Annotated in this window: 18 protein-coding genes; 5 read left to right on the plus strand and 13 right to left on the minus strand. The window is 62.4% G+C overall.

Going from position 1 to position 17,256, the window contains the following annotated elements; translation table 11 throughout:
• Nucleotides 1–543: 543 nt before the first annotated feature.
• A complete protein-coding gene (locus VIM95_RS05035) occupies nucleotides 544–1,437 on the minus strand; it encodes an NAD(P)/FAD-dependent oxidoreductase (protein WP_331983664.1) in 894 nt (297 codons plus the stop codon).
• A gap of 225 nt (nucleotides 1,438–1,662) precedes the next feature.
• Between VIM95_RS05035 and VIM95_RS05040 the strand changes: the two genes are divergently transcribed.
• Nucleotides 1,663–2,016, plus strand: coding sequence for a hypothetical protein (locus VIM95_RS05040; protein ID WP_331983666.1), 354 nt, complete (start codon nucleotides 1,663–1,665; stop codon nucleotides 2,014–2,016).
• Between the two features lie 41 nt (nucleotides 2,017–2,057).
• Here VIM95_RS05040 and VIM95_RS05045 read toward each other — a convergent pair whose 3' ends face one another.
• The gene (locus tag VIM95_RS05045) at nucleotides 2,058–3,011 is read right to left on the minus strand and encodes a LysR family transcriptional regulator (RefSeq protein WP_331983668.1); all 954 of its coding nucleotides are present in this window, start codon (nucleotides 3,009–3,011) and stop codon (nucleotides 2,058–2,060) included.
• 58 nt (nucleotides 3,012–3,069) lie between these two features.
• Here VIM95_RS05045 and VIM95_RS05050 point away from each other — a divergent pair, with 58 nt between their 5' ends.
• Together VIM95_RS05050 and VIM95_RS05055 are read left to right on the plus strand one after the other, a co-directional pair.
• Nucleotides 3,070–3,399, plus strand: a complete 330-nt coding sequence (locus VIM95_RS05050) for a hypothetical protein (RefSeq protein ID WP_331983670.1) — start codon at nucleotides 3,070–3,072, stop codon at nucleotides 3,397–3,399.
• Nucleotides 3,396–4,178, plus strand: coding sequence for an SDR family oxidoreductase (locus VIM95_RS05055; protein ID WP_331983672.1), 783 nt, complete (start codon nucleotides 3,396–3,398; stop codon nucleotides 4,176–4,178). Before VIM95_RS05050 ends, VIM95_RS05055 begins: the two co-directional genes overlap by 4 nt.
• 252 nt (nucleotides 4,179–4,430) lie before the next feature.
• Here the strand turns inward: VIM95_RS05055 and VIM95_RS05060 are convergent, their stop codons facing one another.
• The 10 genes from VIM95_RS05060 to VIM95_RS05105 all read right to left on the minus strand — a co-directional run bounded on the left by VIM95_RS05060 (nucleotide 4,431) and on the right by VIM95_RS05105 (nucleotide 14,538).
• Entirely contained in the window at nucleotides 4,431–5,489 is a 1,059-nt protein-coding gene (locus VIM95_RS05060; protein ID WP_331983674.1) for a formylglycine-generating enzyme family protein, read from the minus strand.
• 67 nt (nucleotides 5,490–5,556) lie between these two features.
• On the minus strand, nucleotides 5,557–6,798 hold the full coding sequence (locus VIM95_RS05065; RefSeq protein ID WP_331983676.1) for a helix-turn-helix transcriptional regulator: 1,242 nt from the start codon (nucleotides 6,796–6,798) through the stop codon (nucleotides 5,557–5,559).
• A 107-nt stretch (nucleotides 6,799–6,905) separates the two neighbouring features.
• Complete coding sequence (locus VIM95_RS05070) at nucleotides 6,906–7,361, minus strand: Rrf2 family transcriptional regulator (RefSeq protein WP_331983678.1); 456 nt, start codon at nucleotides 7,359–7,361, stop codon at nucleotides 6,906–6,908.
• Nucleotides 7,362–7,559: 198 nt separating this feature from the next.
• Nucleotides 7,560–9,215 (minus strand): SGNH/GDSL hydrolase family protein, encoded by a 1,656-nt coding sequence (locus tag VIM95_RS05075; RefSeq protein WP_331983680.1) that lies wholly within the window; start codon nucleotides 9,213–9,215, stop codon nucleotides 7,560–7,562.
• A 142-nt stretch (nucleotides 9,216–9,357) separates the two neighbouring features.
• Nucleotides 9,358–9,669, minus strand: a complete 312-nt coding sequence (locus tag VIM95_RS05080; protein WP_331983682.1) for a hypothetical protein — start codon at nucleotides 9,667–9,669, stop codon at nucleotides 9,358–9,360.
• Nucleotides 9,670–9,797: 128 nt separating this feature from the next.
• Nucleotides 9,798–11,003, minus strand: a complete 1,206-nt coding sequence (locus VIM95_RS05085) for a globin domain-containing protein (protein ID WP_331983684.1) — start codon at nucleotides 11,001–11,003, stop codon at nucleotides 9,798–9,800.
• A gap of 733 nt (nucleotides 11,004–11,736) precedes the next feature.
• Nucleotides 11,737–12,210, minus strand: a complete 474-nt coding sequence (locus tag VIM95_RS05090; RefSeq protein WP_331983686.1) for a DinB family protein — start codon at nucleotides 12,208–12,210, stop codon at nucleotides 11,737–11,739.
• 144 nt (nucleotides 12,211–12,354) lie between these two features.
• The gene (locus VIM95_RS05095; RefSeq protein WP_331983688.1) at nucleotides 12,355–13,011 is read right to left on the minus strand and encodes a PIN domain-containing protein; all 657 of its coding nucleotides are present in this window, start codon (nucleotides 13,009–13,011) and stop codon (nucleotides 12,355–12,357) included.
• A gap of 92 nt (nucleotides 13,012–13,103) precedes the next feature.
• Nucleotides 13,104–13,922 (minus strand): substrate-binding periplasmic protein, encoded by an 819-nt coding sequence (locus VIM95_RS05100; protein ID WP_331983690.1) that lies wholly within the window; start codon nucleotides 13,920–13,922, stop codon nucleotides 13,104–13,106.
• A 133-nt stretch (nucleotides 13,923–14,055) separates the two neighbouring features.
• On the minus strand, nucleotides 14,056–14,538 hold the full coding sequence (locus tag VIM95_RS05105) for a hypothetical protein (protein WP_331983692.1): 483 nt from the start codon (nucleotides 14,536–14,538) through the stop codon (nucleotides 14,056–14,058).
• A 149-nt stretch (nucleotides 14,539–14,687) separates the two neighbouring features.
• Between VIM95_RS05105 and VIM95_RS05110 the strand changes: the two genes are divergently transcribed.
• The gene (locus tag VIM95_RS05110; RefSeq protein ID WP_331983694.1) at nucleotides 14,688–15,359 is read left to right on the plus strand and encodes a hypothetical protein; all 672 of its coding nucleotides are present in this window, start codon (nucleotides 14,688–14,690) and stop codon (nucleotides 15,357–15,359) included.
• A 130-nt stretch (nucleotides 15,360–15,489) separates the two neighbouring features.
• On the opposite strand, the gene VIM95_RS05115 is transcribed toward VIM95_RS05110, so the two are convergent.
• A complete protein-coding gene (locus VIM95_RS05115) occupies nucleotides 15,490–16,404 on the minus strand; it encodes a LysR family transcriptional regulator (RefSeq protein WP_331983696.1) in 915 nt (304 codons plus the stop codon).
• 69 nt (nucleotides 16,405–16,473) lie between these two features.
• Here VIM95_RS05115 and VIM95_RS05120 point away from each other — a divergent pair, with 69 nt between their 5' ends.
• Nucleotides 16,474–17,256, plus strand: coding sequence for an NAD(P)H-dependent oxidoreductase (locus tag VIM95_RS05120; protein ID WP_331983698.1), 783 nt, complete (start codon nucleotides 16,474–16,476; stop codon nucleotides 17,254–17,256).

Below are 17,256 nucleotides of genomic sequence, written 5' to 3' on the forward strand. Positions count from 1 at the left end.
GAAGGATGAGTCCCGGCGTGGGATCTACGGAGCGAACTGACTGTTCAAGGGCGCAAACGGCGTCCGGGACTCGATGACGGAGCGCTACTCCGTCAGGTGTGACAATACAAGGGCGCAATCCCCGAAGGGCATTGCGCCGTAGGTGCAGTGGAGCCATCGCTGTCGCCTGGGGATCATTGCCTTGGTAGGGCGGGTCTTTAGACCCGCGCCGGCCGCCTTCGCCAGAAGGCGTTGCTGTATAGCGGCCATTGCCGCGATATTCGCGCAATGCGTGGTTTGGGGCGGGAGTGCGTCCCGCAGCCGCCTCCCTTTCTTTGCTTCGCCAAAGAAAGGAAGCAAAGAAAGGCGACCCCGGGTTCCCCGCCCCACTTCGTGGGGTCCCTTCCGCTTCTCGCCAGTCTCGGCCGAGGCGCGAAACTCGCCCTGCGGGCTCAAACAACGCGCCCCGGAAGGCCCCGATCCTGGCTGCGATGCTCAGCGGCTCACACGGGGACCCCATCAGCGCTCCGTGGTCCGCGTATCAAGCCGCTACGGTCTATCCCCCTAGAACCCAAACATCAAAGACCGATGCGCCGCCACCCCGGCCATATTGCCGTCGGCCACCGCCAGCGGTACCGATCCGGCCTGCCGCGCCGCATCGCCGCAGGCCCACACGCCGGGTACCGTGGTGCCGCGCATCTCGTCGGTACGGATAAACCGCCCCATGGGGCCGTCTTCCAAGGCGCAGCCGAGCTGCGCCGCCAAGGGGCTGGTCTGCTCGGTGCGGCTGAGCGCAAACAGTCCGGCGAGCGGGATGTGCCGGCCGTCCGCCATCGCCATCTCCAACTCGGCATCCCCTGCCAACCTTTCGACCAAACCGGTCTCGATCTTCACGCCACGTGCCGCCAGTTGCGCGCGCTGGGCGTCGTTCGGTTCGAATACACCGTTGAGGAAGAAGGTGGTCGGGCCCCAGTCCGGCAGCATCAGCGCGTGGTGTAGCGAGAGGGCCGAGGTGGCCAGTACGCCGATCTGGCCCTGGTTCAACTCGTAGCCATGGCAATAGGGGCAGTGGAAGACCTGCTTGCCCCAGCGCTCAGCGAGGCCCGGCAGGGCGGGGAGTTCATCGCGCACGCCGCTGGCCAAAATCACCCGCTGGCCGGCGATGGCGGTGCCGTCCTTGAGCTTGCCGGCAAAACCTTCCCCGCTCGCGGCCAGCTCCGCGACCTCGCCACTCAACCAGTCCACCGTAGGGTAGTCCATCAGCTGCGCCCGGCCATCGGCGGCGATCTCCTCCGGCGTGCTGCCGTCCTGGGTGAGAAAGCCGTGCGAGGTCGCGGCAAAGCGGTTGCGGCGCAGGCCGGCATCCACCACCAGCACCTTGCGGCGTGCCCGCGCCAGGGGCAGGCCGGCGGATAGCCCGGCATAGCTGCCGCCCACAATGATCACGTCGTAGACCATGAGCACCTTCCTTTCGGTGTTTGCTATTTCACGTATCTTTAAATGATACATAAAAATCCGAGCGAAGGAAGGGTTGGGGGCTGGGCGGTGGTTGAGGGGGGGGGCTGACGTTGATCGGGCCTGCTTTGTATACTGCTAGTGCCGGCCGCCAAATATTGTTGGCCTTAGATCCTCTGGGGTTTTAGTAACCCATCTCCCGTAGCATTACCCTGAGGCTGAATGTCAATGCAGTCCACCCTTGGCGCCGAACTAAGAACGCGGTTGAGTGAGCTCTCGCCCCTGATCGACGAGTTGCAATACGAATTCCTTGAGATGGAATTGGCGGCATCGGCCCCGGATGCGCTGATAGAGGTCCTCACCGATTGTGAGGATGCGCCTTTCCGGGAAATGCTGGCCGATGCGCTGATTGCACAACTTACCCGGACCGAAGAGGCCGGGAGCTTCCCGCCGGTGTTTACCGATCGGCAGCTGGCTTCCCGTATTTACCAGGCTATGCAGCTGTCGGCGGTGCTCCAGCAGCGGCTTCCGTTGTATTACCGAAGCGCGCTGAAGGCGCAGTGTGCCGGCGTCGTTGAATAACGGCTTCGCCTGAGACTCTATTGACCTAGTACGGGAAGCGGTCAATCGGGGCTGAAGAGACCCCGATCCAATAGACAGTCGATGAAAGCGCTCAGCACTGCTTGCTGGTGCTGCCGGTTCGAGTAATAAAGGAACAGCCCAGGCCGCGTGATCGACCAGTCTGCGAGAACCTGTACCAACCGTCCCTGGGCGAGATGCTCATCAAGGTGCTCGTGGTCGAACGCATAGATAACGCCAAGGCCTTGCAGTGCTGCTTCGACACCGAGGCTTGAGTGATTGGTGGTCAGGCTACCTTCCACGGCAAGCTCGAGCCGCTTACCTCTCTTTTCGAACTCCCAACGATAGGGCCTGCCGTCAGCCTGAAGCCGCCAGTTGATACAAGCGTGGTCGTGCAGATCGGCGGGTGTATGCGGCGCCTTGTGGCGTGCAAGATAGTCTGGTGAGGCCGCCGCGATCATTTTGATATCCGGTGTCAGGCGCACGGCGATCATGTCCTTCTCCAACCGCCCACCCACACGTATCCCGGCATCGAAACGGCCCGAGACGATATCGCTCAGCCCGTCGTCGACCACGATGTCCAACGCCACCTCGGGGTATGCACGATGAAACCGGCCCAGCCGTGGCGCGATGACTTGCCGGGCGGCCATGGCCAGCGTGTTGATGCGTAGCGTTCCGCTTGTCTGCCCTGCTGCCACACGGGCCTCCGCAACGGCCTCGGCCATTTCCCTGAATAGGGGTGAGATGCGCCCGTAGAGCTGCTCACCCGCAGCAGTCGGGGCCACGCTGCGGGTAGTACGGTTCAGTAGCCGTGCGCCCAGCCGGGCCTCAAGCAGCCGGATGGTCTGGCTCAGTGCCGAGGGCGAAAGCCCGAGATGCTCCGCAGCGCGCGCAAAGCTTGCTCGCTCCACCACGGTAGCAAAGGCTTTCAGTTCGTTGAATTCCGATCCGCGCATTATGTATTTATTTCTACATAGATCATGCTGATTATGGGTCATTCTCTAATTTCTATCAGCGGTTCATTCTGGTGTCCTCACCACTAAGGAGTACCGCGCAATGACCGCCCTGATCCTCCCTGACCCCATTGCCGCCTACTTTGCGGCCGATAAACAAACTCCCGATGCGGTAGCCCGATGCTTCACGGCCCATGCCTCTGTGAAGGACGAGGGCCATACTCACACCGGCCACGATGCCATCAAGGCGTGGAAGGCTGCAGCATCTGCCAAATACAGCTACACCAGTGAACCGTTCGCCCTGGCACTGCAGGAGGGGATACACCTTGTTACCAGCCGGGTGGTTGGCAACTTCCCCGGTAGCCCAATCGATCTCCAGTACCACTTCCGCCTGGAGCGGGGCCTTATTGCATCGTTGGAGATCTCGCTATGAGCTTTGATCTTCAACTGGCGGGCCTGCGCGCACTGGTGACAGGTGGGACAAAAGGTGTGGGCGCCGCGCTGGTGCAAGCGCTGCATGACGCTGGTGTGCAGGTGATGGCCACGGCACGCAATCTGCCCCAGTCGTCACCAGAGGGTGTGTGCTATATCGCAGCAGATGTTTCTACCGCCGATGGCGCAGCCGAGGTTGCGCGGGCCGTACTCCAGCGCTGGGGTGGCATAGATATCCTGGTCAATGTGCTGGGCGGTTCCAGTGCGCCCGGTGGCGGCTTTGCAGCACTGGATGACGCCCAGTGGTTCAGCGAATTGAGCCTGAATCTCATGCCCGCAGTGCGCCTTGATCGAGCACTGCTGCCATCCATGTTGGCCCAAGGATCGGGTGTTATCGTCCACGTCAGTTCGATCCAGCGATTGCTGCCGCTACCGGAGTCGACCACTGCCTATGCCGCGGCCAAGGCGGCCCTATCAACCTACAGCAAAGCTTTATCAAAAGAGGTGACGCCGCAGGGAGTTCGCGTACTCAGCGTCGCGCCCGGGTGGATCGAAACTGAAGCCGCGGTGGCATTGGCCGAGCGTTTGGCTACCCAAGCGGGGACGGATTACGAGGGCGGCAAACAGATCATCATGCAGGCGCTGGGCGGTATTCCGCTTGGCCGACCTGCCAAGCCGCAAGAAGTGGCCGATCTGATTACCTTCCTGGTGTCGCCACGGGCGGGGTCGATTTCAGGTGCCGAGTATCTGATCGACGGGGGGACTGTTCCGACGGTCTAGGGACTTTCTGCTCTACACATCGACTGGCACTTGGCACCAGCCTAAAGGTGGGATGGTTGGTAGGAACATCAGCGCCGCCAGCTGCATCATTTCCTATTACATGCTTGCTATTGGCCAGTTGTGGGACGTATTCGAAGCGCATTGCGCCGCATGATTTCAGGTGAAAAGAGGCAGGTACAGACCTGCCTAAGGAGCGCTTGTCTAGCCGGGTGCTGTAGCCCCCGGCTTTTCTTTGTTTGATGCGCTAATGACTCAGCTCTTCTGTGCCGCATTGCGGCGGCGTTGCTGTTCTCCCTCCTGGGCCTTGGCCAGCTCGCGCAAGAAGGCTTGCGTGGCTGGGCTCACTTTGCAGCCTTTGGCGCCGCAGTCCTCGCCGCTGCCATCCTCGGCCAGGCGGAAGCCCTCGCCCAAACTGCTGCGGTTGCTCTGGCCGCCGTGGGCGCGGGTGGTGGGGCGCAGGGCGACGGGGCCGTTGGCATAGCTGCCGCCGCGGGTGATGTACATGGGCTCGCCGGGGCCCATGCCGCTGCTGCAAGCCTTGGTCCAGGCAGATCCATCAGTCGGCGCGCCCTGGTAGTCGGGATGTTCGCAGTGCGCCGTCCATTGGCCCACGTTGCCGATCATGTCGTAGAGGCCCCAGGGGTTGGGCCGGTAGCTGCCGACCACGGTGGTGAACTCGGCACCGTCGTTGCAGGCGATGGGCTTCCATTGCACGCCGTATTCGCGGGTGAAGGCGGCGTTGCCGGTCTCGTCGCGTACATTGGCGTACTGGCACAGGGTGGCCGGGTCGTCGCCCGACGGGTAACGGGTTTGCGTGCCGGCACGGGCGGCGTATTCCCATTCCGCTTCGCTGGGCAGGCGGAAGTGGCGGCCAGTATGCTTGGATAGCCAAGCGGCATAGGCCTGGGCATCGTCCCAGCTCACACACATGACCGGGTGGAAGTCGCTGGGCGCATAGGCCGCCGTCTTCCAGTTGCCGGGCGCCATGGTCAGGTAGCCATCCGGGTCGTCGGCGGCTGGGCGGGTCCACTTCCAGCAGTTATTGCCCATCTTGTAGCCGGTAGCTGCGACAAATTCGCGGAACTGCCGCACGGTGATCGTGTACTTGGCGAGCCGGAAGGTCTTGAGCTGCACCTTGTGTACCGGTGCTTCCAGCGGGTTGTGCTTGCCGTCGCCAGCGGGGGCGACGTCGGTGCCCATCATGAACTCGCCGGCCGGGATGGTGACCATGGCGGGCTCGATCACATTGGCGGCTTGGCAGGCCAGCTGGCTGGCGGCGAGCAAGGCCAGCAGGGGGAGTGCAAATTTCATCAACGCTTGTCCTTGGGGAGAAGTTTCACTCAGGGAGCGTTGATCAAAAGGTTTTGAGCGCGGCCCCCTAAACAGCGCCCTCAATCTGCCTGGACCTGGGCTCGGCATCGTCCACACCGATCGGCGCGCACTCTCTGGCGGCCTGATTCTTCCATTGCGATGGCGTCTGCCCCGTGGCCCGCTTGAAGCTGCTATTGAAGCCGGACTTGCTGCTGAAGCCGGCCATGAACGCGAGGTCCAGTACGGTATGGTGCTGCTGGGTGCGATCTTGCAGCAGAGTCTTGACGGTCTCCACGCGGGCCGCGTTTACATACTCGAAAAAGCTCTGGCCCAGCGCCTCGTTTAGGTACTGCGACAGCAGCTGGTTGGAGGTGCCGATGCGCTGGGCCAGGGCGGCGAGGGTCAGGTCCGGGTCCCGGTGCAGCTGCTCGGCCGCCATCAGCCGCTGCAGGCGCTGGCCGATCAGTGCCTGGGCGTCGGCTGTCATGCCCGAGCGCTGGTATTTGGGGCTGGCCTCGTGCGGTGGCGCGGCGGGCTCGGTGGGCTCAAGCAGCTCTGCCGGTAAAAGGGCCGTCTGGGCAGGTGAAGTCGCCTCGGGTTCGGTCGCGGGTGCGGTTTGGGCAGGAGGTAAAAACACCGCGCTCTGCCGCAAGCCAAACCAGCCCAGCAGGTAGAGCACCACCAGGCGGCTCACGCACAGCACCGGCACCCAGGCCGCGCCCAGCAGGCTGGCCGGCAGCCAGAGCAGGTAGAGCGCGCTCAGGGTCAGGGTCAGCCAGCGCAGCCAGCTCAGATCGAGCGCGCCGATGTTGGAGTAGTTGTCCCGCACGGCCTGGCGGTGCCGCGCCAGCCGCCGCAGCGACCCCACCACATAGCCGGCCGCCAGTAACTGGAAGGCGAACAGCAAGGGAAGAAAGCCGGTCCTGGCCACGGTGGCCGGGTCCATGATCAGCGCCTGTGCCGGGTAGGCCAGGCGCAGATAGGCCAGCCAGCCGGCCCACAGCAGCATGGGCAGCAGGTGCCAGAGCTGGCGCCGGCTAAAGCCACCCGTGAGGCTGAGCACATAGAGGTAGTAGCTGGCACCCAGCCCGGCCACCGGCCAGTCGAACAGGAAGAGCAGCCCTGGGTGGCTGTCATACCAGCGCGCTACGTTGGCGTAGTCGGCCAGGGACAGCCAGGAGATGGAAAAGACAAACAGTCCTAGCCAGATATTGGCCGGCCGCCGGCGCGCGGCAAAGAGCAGCGGCATGGCCAGAAAAAGGCCGAGCAGCGCGGTGCACAGCGTAATGCCGGAGAGAATGTTGCTCATGGAGAGAACGGTCAAGGTGATGGGCGGTGCGCCATAAGGGACCGCAGGATACGGCAAAGTTCCGCGCGAGCGGTGGATGTGGCGACCGTCGGGGGTATTGGCGCCGTTTAGTGCGTGTGCTCGCTGGCCTGTGCCGAGCCGGCGCGGCACAGCACATCAAATTCCCGCGCCAAATCCGCCAGGACGATATTGCCCAGCCGCTCGATCAGGAGCGCTTCGGCCTGCTGCATGGCGCTTTGCAGGGCGGCGTTGACCACGCGTTCCACACCGCACTCGGGGTTGTCGCTATCGGTGCCGATGGCAAACAGGCGCGGTCCGCCCACGGCGTGGTGGATGTCGAGCAGGGTGACGGCCTGCAGGTCGCAGGCGATCTGCCAGCCACCGCCATGGCCTTTCTCGGAGCGCACATAGCCCGCCTTGCGCAGGCCAGCCATGGTCCGCCGCACCACGGCGGCATTGGTGCCCAGCATGGTGGCGATCTGCTCGGAGGTAAAGGGCTGCTCGTGGCGGGCCATGTGCAGGAGCACATGCAGCATGCGGGAGAGGCGGCTGTCGGTACGCATGGGGTGACGGCGTGTGGTGTATAGCGCAGGCTCGAAGGTAGCAGGGGAGGGAGCGGCTGGCTACTGAGCGCAGGTTGGTGCCGGCTATAGCGCCAGGTATGGCATGGGCTGTAGCCGGCAAACGGCTTGCACTGATAGATAGGGTGCGCAAGCGATAGTGCTTGCAGAAAAAAGGCCACGAATGTGGCCTTTAAGTGCTTACCAGTTGTTGGTGAAACGAGATACCGAGGTCAACGGAGCGGTCTGAATGACCGCCCGCGTGGTGGCGTTGATATCCCAGATCCGGCCGTACGCGGTGATCGATTCGATGCTCACACCGGCGTCGTTCACGTAGAAGTTACGTGTATCGAACTTGCAGTTGCTGGGCGAGCTGGCGTACGAGCAGATATAGGGGTACTCGGTATTGAGCGCAAACTGCCGGACCAGGGTCTGGCCACCATTAGGGAGCACCTGCGTGTCGTACCCGGTGTTGCCGATCGTCACACGGTGGGTGTAGTAGCCGTTGTCGGTGCTGATGGCGCGGGTATCAACGGATACAGGCGTGAAGGCATTGGCGTAGATGTAGAGTACGTCACCCGAGGCGACGGGGGTTTCGCCGTCATAGTTGAAGTACTTTGAACCTACCGTAATGCTCTCCAGCTGACGCCCAGTCCCCAGCTCGTTGTAGAACGTACGGGTAGTGAATTTGCAGGTATCTGCACCCAGGCAGGGGCTGCTGCCATTGGGGAAGGTTTTGAAGAAGCGCGCGGCGCCAGAGCTGGGGTTGTTGATCAGTTGGCCCACCCAGCCGCTGTGAATGCCACCACCCGAAAACCCGCCAGCAGGCATATCAAAATTGAAGTATCGGCCGTTGGTCGAAATGCTTTCAACCAATTGTCCACCAATTCTCACGACGGTTCGGGATTCGATATTACATCCCGGTGCCGTGATCGCCTTGGCCCAGACCCTGGCCATTCTGGAATAGCCGGAAGTGTTGGGGTGTACGCCATCTTGGAATTCGCTGCCGCCCGAGTAGTTGTCGGTAGGAATGGTAAGCGTACCCATATTTGCCGTATCAGCGGACCCACAAGGTGAATTCAAGCCAGTGGCCTTGATAACGCCTTCGTTGTAGTTGTAGATACGCGCATTGTAAGCGGTATCATCGTGCCGCCTTGGGATCAGGCCAACAATAATGCGGGCGTTGCTATATTTTGCCTTGATTTGATTGTAAGTCAGGCCCACTTGAGCAGATTGATCCAGATTGTTCGTGCCAATCAGCAGAAGGACGATATTGGGACTGGTGACACCGCCCAGACTCATCCACGTACCGACGCATTGGTTGATATGGCTTGGCCACCAGGCACCGTGCCCGTCGTGCTTGAGCGAATTCAGATCAGTAACACTGCCGGTAAAGCTATAGGACGACGAGTTGGGGAGGTTGGCCAACAGCTTGGTACGGTAGCCGCCAGTGTAGGCGGACTGGTATGACTTCCCATCTGGACCCGTGCCGGTGACTTTATATCTGGCGAAATCCAGACAAAAGGCGTTCGCTTTGGAGGAGTCGTTCCAGAAATTCTGGTCCATGGTGACGGCACCGATAAATCTCAGGTCGGTTGCAATAGTGCCATTTTGGTACGTCGCAAGCGGCGTGAATTTGACGTAGTCTTTTACATTGATGTACCCGGGGACGTTGTCAGCATAGGGGAGAATAGTGGCTGCGGTTGCATTTTCACTTAAGCCTTCGGTAATAGAATCACCGATAGGCCAGATAGTAGTGGCGGAGGCATACCCACTGGTAATAGCGATCAAGCTGATTGCCAAAGCAATTTTTTTGTTTCTCATAGTGAAATCCATAAAAATGAAAGATATTTTCATAAGCGCACCTGGCTCGGATCGACGTTAGAGCAAGGTAAAGCCGAGGCTCGCAGCTGTGCGCACCGCGAGCATATCTCATCTTCGGGTGTGATCAAGGTAGAGCGGTATTACCGTTTTTAAGATTGTGAGCAAGCTGCGGCGCTTAGTTACTGGCGGGCTGTGGTAGACGTTTTGCAAGCAGCCAGGCACACAGCGGCAGCGCCTGCGCCAGCAAGCCCAGCACCGTGGCCGGCACTGCCACCTGGCCAGCGCTCCAAGCCAGAAAGCCCGCTGCCAGGGCTGGCAGGTGGCGCAAGCGGCTGGCTTGCAGGGCCAAGAGGCCAGCCACCAGCAAGGCCTCGCTCCAGTGGGGTTCGAGCCCCAGACCATGCAGCAGCGCCGGCCAGGCCAGGGCGGCCAGGTAGCAGATGGCGGCGCGGGGCAGGGCGTCGGGAGGGCGATGGCCGTACAGCAAAAGCGAACTGATGAGCAGCGGCCCGGTGAGGAGGGGGGCCGCAGGCGCAAGTGCCTGCGTGGCCCACCTCCCAGCCAGCGCCGCCAGGCCCAGACAGACCAGAGCCCGCGGCGAGGGCCCCGCCTGGATCACAGCAGGTGGTCCAAGAGTTCCGGGCCGAACACTTCGCGCTGGATGCGCTCGGGTGCCACGCCACGTGCCAGCAGGGCCTGCCATTGCGCGCGCATAAAGCCGATGGGGCCGCAGAGGTAGAAGTCGGCGTCGGCAAAGCGCTCGTCCAGCATGGCGTCCAGGGTCATGCGGCCGGCGTGTACCCGTTCGTTGACCTGGCCCGCGGCCAGCTCCTCGTAGAAAAGCGCGGTCTTGAGCTGCGCCAGCCTGGTACGGGCGGCCGCCAGGTCATCGCGCAGAGCATGGTGCTGGGCGTCGCGCGCGGCATGGGCGAACAGGATGGGGCGGCTGTCGCCCCGCTCGGCCAGGGCATTGAGGGTGGAGATCATGGGGGTGATGCCTACGCCGGCCGAGAGCAGGGCGATGGGGCGTTGGCCGTCCAGGGCCGGGGCGAAGTCACCGAAGGCGTGGCCCACCTGCAAGAGGTCGCCAGTGCGCAGATTGGCATGCAGCCAGCTCGATACCGCGCCAGCCGGCGTGCCCACGTCGCCCGGCTCCTGCTTGATGCTCAGCCGCCACCAGGCGCGTTCGGGCGTATCCGACAGGCTGTACTGGCGCAGCTGGCGCAGGCCCAGTTCGGGCAGGTCTACCGCCACGGTGGCGTATTGGCCGGGCAAGAAGGCACCGGGTGATTTGCCGTCCGGCGTTTGCAGGTAGTAGGAGATCACACCATTGCACTCGCGCCGGGTGTCGATCACCTTGAGCGGGCGCAGCTCGCCGATCGCCACGCCACGCTCCTGGCTCATGCGGGCTTCGGCGGCGATCAGGTCGCCGGCCAGCAGCCAGTAGGCCTCGTCCCAGGCCGCCATCAGCTCGGGGCTGGCGGCATCGCCCAGCACCTCCTTGATGGCGCCCAGCAAATAGCGCCCGACGATGCTGTAGTGGCCGGGCTTGATACCGACCGACACATGCTTGTGCACGATACGGCCGGCCACCGGGGCGATGGCGGCCGGGTTGTCGATATTGGCGGCGTAGGCAAATACGGCGGCGGCCAGCGACTGCTGTTGCACGCCGCTGGCCTGGTTACCGAGGTTGAAGAGGTTGTTCAGCTCGGGGTGGGCCCCCAGCATATTGGCGTAGAACACCCGGGTGATGGCCACACCATGCTCGCGCAACACGGGAACACTGGCTTCGATATAGGGGCGTGCAGCTTGGGACAGCATGTGGGGTTTCCTTTTAATTGGCATTGGAAATGCAACATTTAAAGCGCGCCGTCGTCGGACAGCCCGGCCTGGCGCCGGCTTGGTCAGCGTGGCGTGTGTTGAGCAGGGCGGATGATATTAATAATGTATTTTAAATGCAAGATAAAAATTAACAGCGCAACTAAGCCAAGGTCAACTCACCACCCGGCAAAGCCGGGCGCTAATCGGCAATCGATGCGGGAGCGCGCTTTCGCTTTATCGCATCCACACCCCCCGCCCTCGCCGCCGTGAGGGAGCCTCGCTGACGCTCGTTAGCGACTTCGACGATCTGCAGTGGAATCAGAACCAGGCGCACAGATTGGTGTGAGGGGCTTTCTCGAATCGACTCACAGTCAGTGGCTACGGAGGGGTTTGGGGTCCCCGTGTGAGCCGCTGAGCATCGCAGCCAGGATCGGGGCCGTCCGGGGCGCGTTGTCTGAGGCTGCGCAGCAGCCGAGTTTCGCGCACCGGCCGAGACTGGCGAGAAGCGGAAGGGACCCCACGCAGTGGGGCGGGGAACCCGGGGTCGCCTTTTCTTTGGTTACTTATCTTTTGGCGAAGCAAAAGAAAGTAACCCGGCCGCGGGACGGACTCCCGCTCCAACCCGCATGCAGTGCGGATATCGCGGCGTTAGCCGCTAAAACCTACGCCTTCTTGCGAAGGCGGTCAGCGCGGGTCTAAAGACCCGCCCTACAGATTTGCGCTGACAGTGGGGTCAGGTCACCTTGCCCACCATGGCCGCAATCCGCCAGCGGTGGTCGCGGTCGTGGTCGAGCAGGGTTTCGATCAGTTCCAGCACATTGGTGCGCTTGCCGTTGAAGCGGACGCCTTCCTTGTGCAATGTGGCTTCGTCCAGCGGGGCGATCAGTTCGCTCAGTTGCTGGCGGCAGGTAGCGACCTTGGTAATGGCGTCTTCCGCCGTGCGCTGGGTGTAGCCGCGATCCTTGGGCCAGCCATCCACGTTCACTCCCTCCAGGTGCGGCAGCTCTTCCCGCAACACGCGGTCTATGCGCAGCTGGTAGATATCGCTATCGCAGTCCGCCACATGCCAGAGGTGCTCCAAGAGGTTGAGGTTCTCGCCCTCCACTGGCTGCAGCAGTTGCTCGCGGCTGAGGTGCTGCACGGCCCGGGTAAGGAAGTGCGGCATTTCCTGAATCTGATTGATGAGTATCTGCTTGATCTGATGCATGGCATCCGGTCCGGGTTGCGGGGCGGGCCGTAGGGTAATTGAAGTCCGGCTTGGCGCCATCCTCCATACGGGGAAAAGGTCACCTGTACGGCGCAATCCCCAGAGGGCATCGCGCCGTAAGTACCGATCAGCCTGATCGCTTGCTTAGGATATGGTGGGTAAGGTGTAGGTGACTTTTTCGCCGGCGATTTTGACCAGCTTCTGCTTGATCAGGAGGTTGTAAACCTGATCAGTAGTCTCCGGCGCTACGGTCTTGCCTAGTTTGGCTTGGATAGTACGCTTCAGGGTCTTGATTGTTCTGGGTTTGCTTTGTTTTCTGCTGATCAGATCGTCAACTGACGCCCTCAAGTGATCCTCGATAGTAGGCACCTTGGCTGGTGCGGGCGCGTCGGTGGCACTGTCTTTGGCGAGGGTCTTCGTCACCGCTGGTTTGGTGAAGCAAGGCATCTCCTCGATAGAGGGAGACCGGGCACATGCGATTTTCTTGCCTTGCAAGTGCTGCAGCAATGGGTCAAAGCCGGTGTCCTTAGAGATGACGTGGAAGTAGGCCATCGGGTCGCCGGTAGCCAGGTTCCCGAGGTAGTACGCGATATGAAAGTCCAGCGCGTTGGTGCCAGCTGTTTCCAGTGTTATGTATTGAGAGCGTGGTCCCAGCTGATGCATGGCGAGCACGAAGTCACGCCGTAGTTTGATGTTGTGCGGGCCGAGAAAGACAATGACTCGAAAGTGTTCGTCTTGGAGCAGATGCAGTGATTGGGCTGGCACATTCTCGTAATCGATCAATACGTAGTTGGTACGCAATTGCTACTCCAATATCCATGTCTATGTGCTGAAAATATCTTGAAGGACCGCGCCTGCAGCATAGCGCCGGGCTCATACATCCGCTTAATTCGTCACTTCGCTGTAGTCGCCCTGCCTCGCCCTTCCAGATAGTGCCCCAACCAGTCGTGCAGTCCGTATTTGCGCATGATCTGTTCGAGCTTGCCGCTGTGGTGCAGCTTGATCAGACCTTCGTCAAAGCGGCGGGCCAGGTCGTCCTTGTTCTTGATGGCGGGAGAGAGCGCGAAGTAGGGGTAGCTCTCGCTGGCGCAACCGGCTTCGTGCAGCTTGATGCTGGGTTGGCGGGCCAGCAGGTATTGCACCAGGTTGGTGTCTTCCACAAAGGCATCGAGCCGGCCCAGCATGACCTTGCGGGCGACCTTCTGGGTCAGGTCCTCGCCGCTGTGTACCTCGAAGCCGGCCGGGTTGCGCTTGATGTGCTCGTCGATCTCCGCCCCATAGGAATAGCCCTGGATGATGCCGACCTTGAGCCCGGCGAGGGAATCCGGACCGTTGTAGGTCCAGCCCGGTACGCTGGTGGTGTAGAAGCAGTATCTGTCCTGAGAGATGGGCAGGTTGGGGAGGGTGAAGCCCGGTACTTCTTCGCGAAAGGCGGAGGAGATGGCATGGATATGGCCCTGCCGCACCTCGCGCAGGGCACGGGCGTAGTTGAGGTTGATGTACTGGATCTGGTCGCCCTGCGGCTCGAAGATGGCGCGCAGGATATCGATGGTAAAGCCTTCCTCGGTCGTGTTGGCCTTGCAGCTGAAGGGGCACCAATAGTCTGGCGAAGTCACCTTGATGACCTCGGCGCGGGCGCTGGAGGGCCAGGCAAGCGGGGCCAGTACTGCAAGCAGGAAGATAGCCCGCCTAGGCGGTCTGGCTGCGATCATGGGCGGGGTAGCGGGTTTTCATAGGATCGGTGGCCTGGCTCAGGTGCGCCAACCTGGTCGTGGCCGGCGCACCACAGACTATAGGCCAGCGGGGGCCGGTATGCCGGGTATGACTTGAAGGCTGTGGCCGGGCTCACGCCTCTGGCTTGGCAGAGGCTGGGTCACTGTCTGCCATAGGCGCAGACGAAGCCTTGGCAGAAGGCTTCGCAAGCAAGGCGGCCACAACTGCAACGGCGATCGCAGCGAGCCAGAGCTGGGCGCCTGATGCTAGCCCATGCGTCCGCTGGGGAAAGTCTGCCGCAAAGCAGCCCGCAATATTGGGTATATAGGGCAGCGAAATCCCTGTCAGTACCAGCGCTGCAATCGAATAGCGTGGTCTTACCTTGGCGGCGGGCGTGAACAGATACAGCCAAACCAACCACAAGGGGAGGTTGGCTAGCCAGCGCGGGTCTAGCGACATCAGGGACGTCCAGCCGTAAATGAGCACTTCGTAACCGTGCCAGCTTAACTGGCCCGGCGGGCACACGAAAACCCGCTGGGTAAGGCTCGCGATATAGAGTCCGACAGAGAGTACGGCGCCCAATTTACGTAGGGCCGGCGCAATGGTGCTGAACATAAGGATGGGAAACAGTGCGAAGTTTGGAGTGCGGCGTGCAGCTTACGTTTCCCTCCTGGCCCTGTCGTCATCCAAATGGGGGACGGCATTGCTACGGTATGATTAGCTGGCACCCGCCACAAGGGCGGGACTCGGAGTGGAGTGCGGGGATGGCAGGGGCTTTACGTCGTACCGAGCTGGGCAACCAGACTTTGCAGGAACGCGAGGTGGGCAAGCGGCTGCCTGCGCGCTTGCGCGGCCTGCTACTGCAGGTGGATGGCAGCCGTGACCAGGCCGCGCTGCAGGCGCTGGCCGCGAACCTGGGCCTGCCACCGACCAGCGTGGATGAACTGCTGGCGCAAGGCTTGATCGAGCTGTCCCCGAGCCGAGGCACCAGCCTGAGCCAACTGGCTGCGCTGGCGCAGGTGGTTCCGCACCCTGTGCCGCAGCCGGCCGGTACGGTGCCGGCGGCCAAACCGCTCAGCGAGCGGGAAGCCTTGTTGGCGGCGCTGAGCCAGACGGTCAGCGAGGTGAGCAGCGCCGGGCCGGCAGTGGCCGCAAACAGTGATGAACCCGTCCAGGCAGAAGCAGAAGCGGCGGCGCTATCGCCCAAGCTGCAGGCCGCCCGCGACAAGATGCTGGGGGTGGCCACCATGATCGCCGGCCAGCTGGGCATAGGCATACGCCAGCAACTGGCCGACTGCCACGACGCCGCCAGCGTGCATGCCGCCTTTGCCGCACTGCGGCTGGCGCTCAAGAAAGGCTACAAGGGCGATGAGGCGGAGCGCTTGCTGGAGCCTATCCGCAAGATGCTGCCACCCTTGCCCAAGGCCCCTTCCTAGAATCCCGTAGCCGGACGTTAAAGCCGCTACCAAAACCCAGCGAAGCGGTTCTGGCTAGGCGTGCGAGCGCAGACAGTACAGTTAGTACGGCAAGCTCGCACAACAACGCCAGAAGGGTTTGGGTAGTGGCTTAAGCTACCGCGCGGGCGATGTGCTCGCGTAACCACTGGTGCGCCGGGTCGCGGTGCACGCGTTCGTGCCACAGCATCAGCATCTCGAAGCCGGCAATCTCCAGGGGTGGCGCCACCACCCGCAGGCCGGGCCGGTTGCGGGCCAGCCGCTCGGGTAGCATGGCCACCATATCGGTACTGGCGAGGACCGATTCCACAAACAGAAAATGCGGTACCGAGAGTGCCACGTGGCGGCTGAGCCCCAGCTCCGCCAGCGCGGCATCGGTCGCGCCGCGAAAGCCGCCACCGTCTGGCGAGACGATGACGTGATCGAGCCGGCAGAACTGCGCCAGCGTGGGCCGGCGCTTTAAGCGGGGGTGGTCGGCGCGGCCTACCAGCACATAGCGCTCGGTAAACAGGGACCGGCGGCGCAGACCCTCGGGTGCGCCAGCCAGGATATGGAAGGCCAGGTCGATATCGCCTTGTTCCGCCAGCCTGGCAATGCCTGCTGGTGGTACCTGCACTACGGCCAGGCGGGTACCGGGTGCCGTCGCACGCAGGCCGGCCAGCGCAGGCAGCAGGATGGTCGCCTCGGCGTAGTCGTACGCGGCCACGCGCCAGGTGTGGCTGGCGATGGCTGGGTCGAAGGCGCTGGCAGGCCCCACCGCCAGGCTGAGCGCGGCCAGCGCCTGGCGCAGGGGGCCGCGGAGTTCATCGGCGCGCGCCGTGGGCCGCATGCCGCGTGGGCCGGGCAGCAGCAGCGGGTCGCCCAGCATGTCGCGCAGGCGGGCGAGGTGGATGCTGACGGTGGGCTGGGCCAGATGCAGCTTTTCTGCCGCGCGGGTGACGTTGTGCTCGGCCAGCAGGGCGTCGAGCGTGACCAGCAGGTTGAGGTCCAGCCGGCGCAAGACATTGTCCATGGCAATACCAGTCATATTGGCAATTCATTTCCAATATACCTGCTGCAAACCTAAGGTGGGCGCTTCTTTACTTGGAGCCCTACCATGAATGTCCTGCTTGTCTACGCCCACCCCGAACCAGGCTCGCTGAACGGCTCGCTCAAGGACTTTGCCGTCCGTCATCTTGAAGCCGCGGGCCATGCGGTGCAGGTCTCCGACCTCTATGCCATGCAGTGGAAGGCCGCGATTGATGCCGACGACAATACCGCGCGCCAGGCCGGTGTGCGTTTTGACCCGGTGCTCGATTCCCAGCAAGCCTATGCAAGTGGCACCCAGAGCCCCGACATTGCTGCCGAGCAGGCCAAGCTGCAGTGGGCCGATGCGGTGATATTGCAGTTCCCGCTGTGGTGGTTCTCCATGCCGGCCATCCTCAAGGGCTGGGTGGAGCGGGTCTATGCCTATGGCTTTGCCTACGGTGTGGGCGAGCATTCCGACCAGCACTGGGGCGACCGCTATGGCGAGGGCACGCTGGCCGGCAAGCGGGCCATGCTGATGGTGACCACCGGCGGTTGGGAATCGCACTACAGCCCACGCGGCATCAATGGCGCGATCGATGACATCCTCTTTCCCATCCACCACGGCATCTTGTTCTACCCCGGCTTTGAGGTGCTGCCGCCCTTTGTGCTCTACCGCACGGGTAAGGTGGATGAGGCGGCGTATGGCAAGGTGTGCCAAGAGTTGGCCGGGCGGCTGGATAGCCTATGGCAGACCGAGCCCATCCCCTTCCGCAAGCAGAATGCAGGTGACTATGAGATCCCGGCGCTGACGCTCAAGTCCGAGATTGCGCCGGGCACGGTGGGCTTTGCGGCGCACATGGAAACGGTGTGA

The sequence above is a fragment of the Chitinimonas sp. genome (assembly GCF_036568685.1).
Taxonomy (GTDB): domain Bacteria; phylum Pseudomonadota; class Gammaproteobacteria; order Burkholderiales; family Chitinimonadaceae; genus Chitinimonas.

Coding starts and splice junctions, on each gene's coding strand:
- VIM95_RS05055 (WP_331983672.1), top strand. CDS start 3,396: ATGAGCTTTGATCTTCAACTGGCGGGCCTGCGCGCACTGGTGACAGGT.
- VIM95_RS05100 (WP_331983690.1), bottom strand. CDS start 13,922: ATGATCGCAGCCAGACCGCCTAGGCGGGCTATCTTCCTGCTTGCAGTA.
- VIM95_RS05105 (WP_331983692.1), bottom strand. CDS start 14,538: ATGTTCAGCACCATTGCGCCGGCCCTACGTAAATTGGGCGCCGTACTC.
- VIM95_RS05075 (WP_331983680.1), bottom strand. CDS start 9,215: ATGAAAATATCTTTCATTTTTATGGATTTCACTATGAGAAACAAAAAA.
- VIM95_RS05120 (WP_331983698.1), top strand. CDS start 16,474: ATGAATGTCCTGCTTGTCTACGCCCACCCCGAACCAGGCTCGCTGAAC.
- VIM95_RS05040 (WP_331983666.1), top strand. CDS start 1,663: ATGCAGTCCACCCTTGGCGCCGAACTAAGAACGCGGTTGAGTGAGCTC.
- VIM95_RS05070 (WP_331983678.1), bottom strand. CDS start 7,361: ATGCGTACCGACAGCCGCCTCTCCCGCATGCTGCATGTGCTCCTGCAC.
- VIM95_RS05065 (WP_331983676.1), bottom strand. CDS start 6,798: ATGAGCAACATTCTCTCCGGCATTACGCTGTGCACCGCGCTGCTCGGC.
- VIM95_RS05035 (WP_331983664.1), bottom strand. CDS start 1,437: ATGGTCTACGACGTGATCATTGTGGGCGGCAGCTATGCCGGGCTATCC.
- VIM95_RS05090 (WP_331983686.1), bottom strand. CDS start 12,210: ATGCATCAGATCAAGCAGATACTCATCAATCAGATTCAGGAAATGCCG.
- VIM95_RS05110 (WP_331983694.1), top strand. CDS start 14,688: ATGGCAGGGGCTTTACGTCGTACCGAGCTGGGCAACCAGACTTTGCAG.
- VIM95_RS05060 (WP_331983674.1), bottom strand. CDS start 5,489: ATGAAATTTGCACTCCCCCTGCTGGCCTTGCTCGCCGCCAGCCAGCTG.
- VIM95_RS05050 (WP_331983670.1), top strand. CDS start 3,070: ATGACCGCCCTGATCCTCCCTGACCCCATTGCCGCCTACTTTGCGGCC.
- VIM95_RS05045 (WP_331983668.1), bottom strand. CDS start 3,011: ATGACCCATAATCAGCATGATCTATGTAGAAATAAATACATAATGCGC.
- VIM95_RS05085 (WP_331983684.1), bottom strand. CDS start 11,003: ATGCTGTCCCAAGCTGCACGCCCCTATATCGAAGCCAGTGTTCCCGTG.
- VIM95_RS05115 (WP_331983696.1), bottom strand. CDS start 16,404: ATGACTGGTATTGCCATGGACAATGTCTTGCGCCGGCTGGACCTCAAC.